Source organism: Streptosporangium minutum, assembly GCF_002149035.1.
GTDB classification, from domain to species: Bacteria; Actinomycetota; Actinomycetes; order Streptosporangiales; family Streptosporangiaceae; genus Streptosporangium; species Streptosporangium minutum.
Map to the genome: position 1 here is coordinate 1 of NZ_NGFP01000368.1, position 7,002 is coordinate 7,002.

At 69.0% G+C, this 7,002-nt stretch carries 8 protein-coding genes; 7 read left to right on the forward strand and 1 reads right to left on the reverse strand.

The annotated features are described in order from the left end of the window. Positions 1-145 precede the first annotated feature (145 nt). From CA984_RS41545 to trxA, 5 genes are all read left to right on the forward strand, one after another. The gene (locus CA984_RS41545) at positions 146-724 is read left to right on the forward strand and encodes a discoidin/SUN/FTP domain-containing protein (protein ID WP_207621241.1); all 579 of its coding nucleotides are present in this window, start codon (positions 146-148) and stop codon (positions 722-724) included. Between the two features lie 154 nt (positions 725-878). After that, a complete protein-coding gene (gene sigM, locus CA984_RS41550) occupies positions 879-1,484 on the forward strand; it encodes an RNA polymerase sigma factor SigM (RefSeq protein ID WP_012895718.1) in 606 nt (201 codons plus the stop codon). Next, positions 1,474-2,340, forward strand: coding sequence for an anti-sigma factor family protein (locus CA984_RS41555; protein WP_086578824.1), 867 nt, complete (start codon positions 1,474-1,476; stop codon positions 2,338-2,340). The genes sigM and CA984_RS41555 overlap by 11 nt, the downstream gene beginning before the upstream one ends. A gap of 133 nt (positions 2,341-2,473) precedes the next feature. Continuing rightward, complete coding sequence (gene trxB / locus CA984_RS41560) at positions 2,474-3,409, forward strand: thioredoxin-disulfide reductase (protein WP_086578825.1); 936 nt, start codon at positions 2,474-2,476, stop codon at positions 3,407-3,409. 36 nt (positions 3,410-3,445) lie between these two features. Further along, on the forward strand, positions 3,446-3,769 hold the full coding sequence (trxA, locus tag CA984_RS41565) for a thioredoxin (protein WP_031158358.1): 324 nt from the start codon (positions 3,446-3,448) through the stop codon (positions 3,767-3,769). Between the two features lie 190 nt (positions 3,770-3,959). Here trxA and CA984_RS41570 read toward each other — a convergent pair whose 3' ends face one another. Then, positions 3,960-4,580 (reverse strand): hypothetical protein, encoded by a 621-nt coding sequence (locus tag CA984_RS41570; RefSeq protein WP_012895722.1) that lies wholly within the window; start codon positions 4,578-4,580, stop codon positions 3,960-3,962. 295 nt (positions 4,581-4,875) lie between these two features. On the opposite strand from CA984_RS41570, the gene CA984_RS41575 reads away from it, so the two are divergent. Further along, on the forward strand, positions 4,876-6,108 hold the full coding sequence (locus tag CA984_RS41575) for an aminotransferase-like domain-containing protein (RefSeq protein WP_242676469.1): 1,233 nt from the start codon (positions 4,876-4,878) through the stop codon (positions 6,106-6,108). A 178-nt stretch (positions 6,109-6,286) separates the two neighbouring features. Beyond that, the coding region (locus CA984_RS41580) for a D-alanine--D-alanine ligase family protein (RefSeq protein WP_086578827.1) at positions 6,287-7,002 on the forward strand (716 nt) is incomplete at its 3' end.

The following is a 7,002-nucleotide window of genomic DNA, read 5'->3' on the forward strand; positions in this document are numbered from 1 at the left end:
GCAGAAGTGGCCGTCGTCCATGGGGGCGGCGGGCAGCCCGCTCTCCTGCCCGTCACCGGGCCAGTGGCCCGTCAGCCCGGCGTACAGCAGGCGGCCGAGGCCTTCGGCGTCGGTCCGGGCGGGGTCGTCGCTCGTCACGTCGGCCATGACCATGGTCGTGCTGCTGGTGATGGTGGCCGTCGGCCTGGGCGCCTGGACGCTCGGCCGCAGCATCGGCAACGCCGGGACCCCGGTCGCGGAGGGGACCGCCACGCCCACGCCGACCGCGGCCACCGCCACCCGCGAGGTGAAGCCCGCCGCCGCCACCGGCTTCGACCCGCTGGGCACCGACGGCGCCGAGCGCCCCGAGCTCGCCCTCTACGCGGTGGACGGCAAGCCCTCCACCGACTGGCACTCCGAGTCCTACAACACCGAGGACTTGGGCGGGTTGAAGGACGGCGTCGGCCTGATGCTCACCCTGGACCAGAGCATGCCGGTGAAGCAGGTGTCGGTCGACTTCGGCGGCGGTTCCGGCGGCTCCGCGGAGGTCAGGGTCAGCGACTCCCAGAACCTGAAGGACATGACCGTGATCGGCAAGTCCGCCGAGGCCTCCGGCAAGAAGGTCTTCACCGCCGAGTCTCCGAAGAAGGGCAGGCATGTCCTGATCTGGTTCACCAAGATGCCCACCTACCAGGGCAAATACCGTGGCACCGTGATCGACGTCAAGATCCTCGCCACGAAGTGACGCCGGGGCGATTTGCTGGGTTTTACCCGTCTCGTTGACGATCATGGGAGATTTCGTGGCACCATCTATCACGTAGTGGTGTTCTCCCCGGACCGGCAGCAGGACTCTCCTTGTGAATTCCCCACCCGAGACCCCGCCAGCGGCGGAACAGCAGATGGCGCGGGCAGCAGTGTCCGACGCCGATCTGCTGACCCGGCATATCGCCGGGGATCCGCACGCTTTCAGTGAAATAGTCAAGCGACATCGCGACCGCATGTGGGCGGTCGCCCTGCGCACGCTGGGCGACCCCGACGAGGCGGCCGACGCCGTACAGGACGCCTTCGTCTCGGCCTATCGCAAGGCCGACAGCTTCCGCGGCGAGGCAGCCGTCACCACGTGGCTGCACCGCATCGTGGTCAACGCCTGCCTGGACCGCATGCGCAGGAAGTCCGTACGCCCGGTCGCCGACGACGAGCTCGTCGAGGCCGCCGAACGCGACACCCCGGTGCTCGACCAGACAGCCGAGCGCGAGGTCTCCATGGAGGTCTCGGCCGCGCTCAAGCTGCTCCCCGCCGACCAGCGGGCCGCGCTGGTGCTCGTGGACATGATGGGCTACTCCGTCGAGGACGCCGCCCAGGTCCTGGAGGTGCCGAGCGGCACCGTGAAGAGCAGATGCGCGCGTGGACGCGCGAAACTCGCGCCAATTCTTTCGCACTTACGGAACCGATCCGACCTGTCTCGCGTCTCATCCGCGAAGGGAGCAGAACTTCGTGACGGGTGATACGCACTACGACCTGGAGATCCTGGCCGAACTTGCCGAGGGTCTTCTTGACGCCGCCACGGCCCTGCAGGTACGCGAGCATCTCGCGGTCTGCGATCCCTGTGGCGAGAGCCTGGCCGATCTCGCAGCGGTCCGTGAGGTGCTGTCGGCGACGCCTACCCCGGCGATGCCGATGGGAGTCGCGCTCAGGATCGACCGCGCGCTGGCCGCAGAGGCCGAAAGCTTCCGTGGAGGTGGAGTGGGCCTGGTGGAAGCACCGGCCTGGGACGACATAATGCGCGACGCGCCGTGGGAGAGGACCTCTCTCCCCGAGCCTGAGCTGGAGCCGGTGACGCGGCTCGGAGTCGTCGGCGACGACGGCACCGTCATTCCGGCCAAGCGGCGCAAGGCCGCGCGACGGCCCCGGTGGGCCATGCCCGTCGCGGCGGCGGGCGTGCTGGCCGCCGTGGTCGGCGGGACCGTGGTGACGAGCGGCGTGCTCTCCGCACCCGGTGCGGAGCGCCCGGCGCCGACCGCCCCGGCGGTGATCGCCGCCGGTCAGGGCTACAAGCTGACCGACAGCAACTGGAACTACACCGAGCAGGAGCTCAGCGGCTCGCTGCTCGACTACATCGGCCCGGCGCAGATCGTGGACGCCAAGGACATGAGTGCGGGCGTCAAGCTCGAACAGTGCGTCCAGCAGGTCTCCGCCAAGGTCGGGAAGTCGCCGTTCGCGGTGGACCAGGGCCTCTACAACGGTCAGGACGCCAACATCATGGTCTTCTGGCAGAACCAGAAGAAGAACTCGGTGCGCGTCCACGTCGTGGGCCTGCAGTGCGAGAACCTGCGCAAGCCCGCTCTCGCAAGCTGGAACTGATCACCGGGAGCCCCCATCCGAGAAGAAGCCCGGCATGGATTCGTCCATGCCGGGCCTTCTCGTCTCACCCGGGAATCACCGCCGCCTAGGATCTGTTGACGCCACTGGCAATGACAGAGGGAGAGGCGCAGCAGTGATGGACGTCCGGAATGTGATCATCATCGGATCGGGTCCCGCCGGTTACACGTCGGCTGTGTACTCCGCGCGTGCCGACCTCAAGCCCCTGATCTTCGAGGGTTCGGTCACCGCCGGCGGCGCGCTGATGAACACCACCGAGGTGGAGAACTTCCCCGGCTTCCCCGACGGGATCATGGGCCCCGACCTCATGGACAGCATGCGCAAGCAGGCCGAGCGGTTCGGCGCCGAGCTGCTCGCCGACGACGTGGTCGAGGTCGACCTGACCGTCACCCCCAAGGTCGTCAGGACCGCCACCGACACCTACCACGCCAAGGCCGTCATCCTGGCCATGGGCTCCGGCTACCGCGAGCTGGGCGTGCCCAACGAGAAGCGCCTGTCCGGCCACGGCGTCTCCTGGTGTGCCACCTGTGACGGCTTCTTCTTCCGCGGCCAGGACATCGTGGTCGTCGGCGGCGGCGACACCGCCATGGAGGAGGCCATCTTCCTCACCCGGTTCGCCGGGTCGGTGACCGTCGTGCACCGCCGCGACGAGCTGCGCGCCAGCAAGATCATGCAGGACCGCGCGTTCGCGAACGAGAAGATCCGTTTCGTCTGGGACAGCGAGGTCGTCGACGTCCTGGGCGAGTCCAAGGTCTCCGGGGTCCGCCTGCGCAACCTCAAGACCGGCGAGGAGAGCGAGCTACCGGCCACCGGCCTGTTCATCGCGATCGGCCACGACCCCCGCTCCGAGCTCGTCAAGGGCCAGGTGGAGCTCGACGACGAGGGCTACATCAAGGTCGACTCCCCCTCCACGCGCACCAACCTTGACGGTGTCTTCGCCGCCGGCGACGTCGTCGACCACATCTACCGCCAGGCGATCACCGCCGCCGGCACCGGCACCGCCGCCTCGCTCGACGCCGAGCGCTGGCTGAGCGACCACGACGACAACTGACACCAACAGCACCATCGGATAGGGAGAGCAGGAACCTTGGGCGCCATCAAGAACGTGACCGACGCCAGCTTCGACGCCGACGTCCTCAAGAGCGACAAGCCCGTCATCGTCGACTTCTGGGCCGAGTGGTGCGGCCCCTGCCGCCAGGTCGCGCCGATCCTGGAGGAGATCGCGAACGAGCAGGCCGAGAAGCTGACCGTCGTCAAGCTGAACGTCGACGAGAATCCGGCAACTGCTGGCAATTACGGCGTACTCCAGATTCCGACCCTGAACGTCTATAAGAACGGAGAGGTCGTGAAGCAGATCATCGGCGCCAAGCCGAAGGCCATGCTGCTCCGCGAGCTCGAGGGCATCATCTAGGCCCCCTGCGGCCCGCGCACCCCACGGCGCACGCCGTACCACCCGCTTCCGAGCGGCACACCCACCCAGTGAAAGCCCCCTCGCCCGACGGCAGGGGGCTTTCGCGCGTCTCCCAGAGGGTCCATACCAGGCCCAGATGAGCCATAGCGCCACTCCGGGGCGGAGAGGCGAGCCCGGATCCCGGGGAGCGTCAGACGGGCCGTAGCGCCCTCTCAGGGCTCATGGAGCCCAGCAGCCGCTCCAGCGCCACCTCGACGTCCTCCCGCCACGACACGGCGGTCTTGAGCTCAAGGCGGAGCCGGGGGAAGCGCAGATGCGGCCGGACCGTCTTGAACCCCACGGAGAGCAGGTAGTCGGCGGGCATCAGGCACGCCCCCGGCTGCTCCCACTTCAGGTCGCCGAACGCCTCGATCGCCCGCACCCCGCGCCGGGTCAGGTCCTTGGCCACGCCCTGGACCAGCATCCGGCCCAGGCCGCCGCCGGAGAACTCGGGGACGATGTGCGCGGTCATCAGCAGCACGGCGTCGGCGCTGACCGGCGAGGTCGGGAAGGCCACCGAGCGCGGCACGTAGTGCGGCGGCGCGTAGAGCACGAAGCCGGCCGCCACGCCGTCCACATAGACGATCTTGCCGCAGCTCCCCCACTCCAGCAGTGTGGACGAGATCCAGGCCTCTTTCTCCAGCCCGGGATCACCCACCTCGACAGCCCGGTTCCCGTTCACGGGATCCAGCTCCCAGAAGACGCACCGGCGGCAACGGCGCGGCAGGTCGTCGAGATTGTCGAGTGTGACGTTTGCCAGCCGACGCGACACCTGTTGGCCCCAATCCTGGCGAGACGAGTGCAAGCCATGGCGAAAAACGCGCGAAAACGGCGTCTCCAGCTGGCATCGTAGCTCAGTGAGGGCCCCGGTTTCAGGGTGTCCCGTCCCCCCACGCAGACGACAATGACCACTGACGTACCCTGGTTTCTCAAGCATGAGCACTTTGTGCTCCACATAATCTAGGAGGTGGACCGTGCCCCAAGAGTCAGATCACGGTCGGACCGTCGCGGCCCAAGGCTCCCGCATCGACGCCTACGTCGACCGGTACGCCGCACGAGCTACCGGGATGGTCGCCTCCGAGGTTCGAGCTCTTTTCGCCGTCGCGTCGAGGCCCGAGGTGGTCTCGCTCGCCGGTGGCATGCCGTACGTCACAGCGCTCCCCCTCGACACCGTGGGAGAGCTCGTCGCCGACCTGGTGGCCCGCCGGGGCCCGGTCGCCCTGCAGTACGGCTCCGGCCAGGGCGACCCGCACCTGCGCGAGCAGATCTGCGACGTCATGCGCATGGAGGGGATCGAGGCCAACTCCGACGACGTCGTGGTGACCGTCGGCTCGCAGCAGGCCCTCGACCTGATCACCCGCATCTTCATCGACCCCGGCGACGTCATCCTCGCCGAGGGGCCCTCCTACGTGGGCGCGCTGGGCACCTTCTCCGCCTACCAGGCCAAGGTCGTCCACATCGCCATGGACGACGAGGGGGTCATCCCCGAGTCGCTCGCCCAGACCATCTACGCCCTCAAGACCGCGGGCAGCCCGATCAAGTTCTTCTACACCATCCCCACCTTCCAGAACCCCGCCGGCGTGACGCTCAACGCGGCGCGCAGGCAGCAGGTGCTGGACATCTGCCAGCGGGCCGACGTGCTGATCGTCGAGGACAATCCGTACGGCCTGCTCGGCTTCGACGGCGAGCCCATGCGGGCGCTGCGCGCCGACAACGCCGACGGCGTGGTCTACCTCGGCTCGTTCTCCAAGACCCTGGCCCCCGGTTTCCGGGTCGGCTGGGCACTGGCCCCGCACGCCATCCGCGACAAGCTGGTGCTGGCGATGGAGTCGGCGGTCCTGTCCCACTCCTCCTTCACCCAGCTCGCCGTCGGGCAATACCTCGCCACCCAGCCGTGGCGTGAGCAGATCAAGGCCTTCCGGGAGCTCTACCGCGAGCGCCGCGACGCCATGCTCAGCTCGCTCGAGGCCCTCATGCCCGCAGGCTTCACCTGGACCCGCCCCAGCGGCGGCTTCTTCGTCTGGGCCACCCTGCCCGAGGGGCTCGACTCCAAGGCGCTCCTGCCACGCGCGGTCTCCGAACGGGTGGCCTTCGTCCCGGGCACCGGCTTCTACGCCGACGGCGGCGGTGCGCGGCACATGCGGCTGTCCTACTGCTATCCGGAGCCCGACCGCATCCGCGAAGGCGTCCGCCGCCTTGCCGGAGTGATCGAGCAGGAGCTGCGGCTGCGCGACACGTTCGGCACCGGTTCCTCTCCCGACCACATCGGAGTGGACACCCCGGGGCCGGATCTCGCCTGACCCCTTCCTCGGCAGGCGCCTTCCGGCGGAGGCGCCTGCCGACATGGGATCCCTCGGGTGCACACCGATGCGGCGAGTTGCCGTACGGTGATTTCCGGCGTCGTCGTGCGGCGAACACCCCGGTCGTGGTGAGAGCCCCTCATCGGCTCGGCGCGGGCAGCAAAGAGAGGTATTTCGGGTGAGTGATCTGGGCTACGTGCTCGTCCTGGCAGGCGGACTGTCCTATGAGCGGGAGGTGTCCCTCCGCTCCGGCCGCCGGGTGAGCGAGGTGCTGCGCGGGGCGGGGATCGTCGTGGAGACCCGTGACACCGACGCCTCGCTGGTGCCCTCCATACTCGCCGACCCGCCGGACGCGGTCTTCGTCACCCTCCACGGCGGAGCCGGTGAGGACGGCGCCATCCGCTCCGTGCTCGAACTCCTCTCCGTCCCCTACGTCGGCGCCGGTCCCGACGCCTGCCGGGTGGCCTTCGACAAGCCCACCGCCAAGACGGTCGTCCGCTCCGTCGGCCTGCGCACCCCCGACTCGGTGACCCTTCCCAAGGAGACCTTCCACGACCTCGGCGCCTCCACGGTGCTGTCCCGCATCGTGGAACGCCTCGGTCTCCCCCTGTTCGTCAAGCCCTCCCGCGGCGGCTCCGCGCTCGGCGCGTCGATGGTGCGCGCCGCCGAGGACCTCCCGGCCGCCATGGTCGGCTGCTTCGCCTACGGCGACACCGCGCTGATCGAGCGCTGCGTCGAGGGCGTCGAGGTGGCCGTCTCCGTGGTCGACCTCGGTGGGGGCCCGACGGCTCTTCCCGCCGTGGAGATCGTTCCCGACAAGGGCGTCTATGACTACGCGGCCCGCTACACCGCCGGCCACACCGAGTTCTTCGCCCCCGCCCGCCTGTCCCCCGA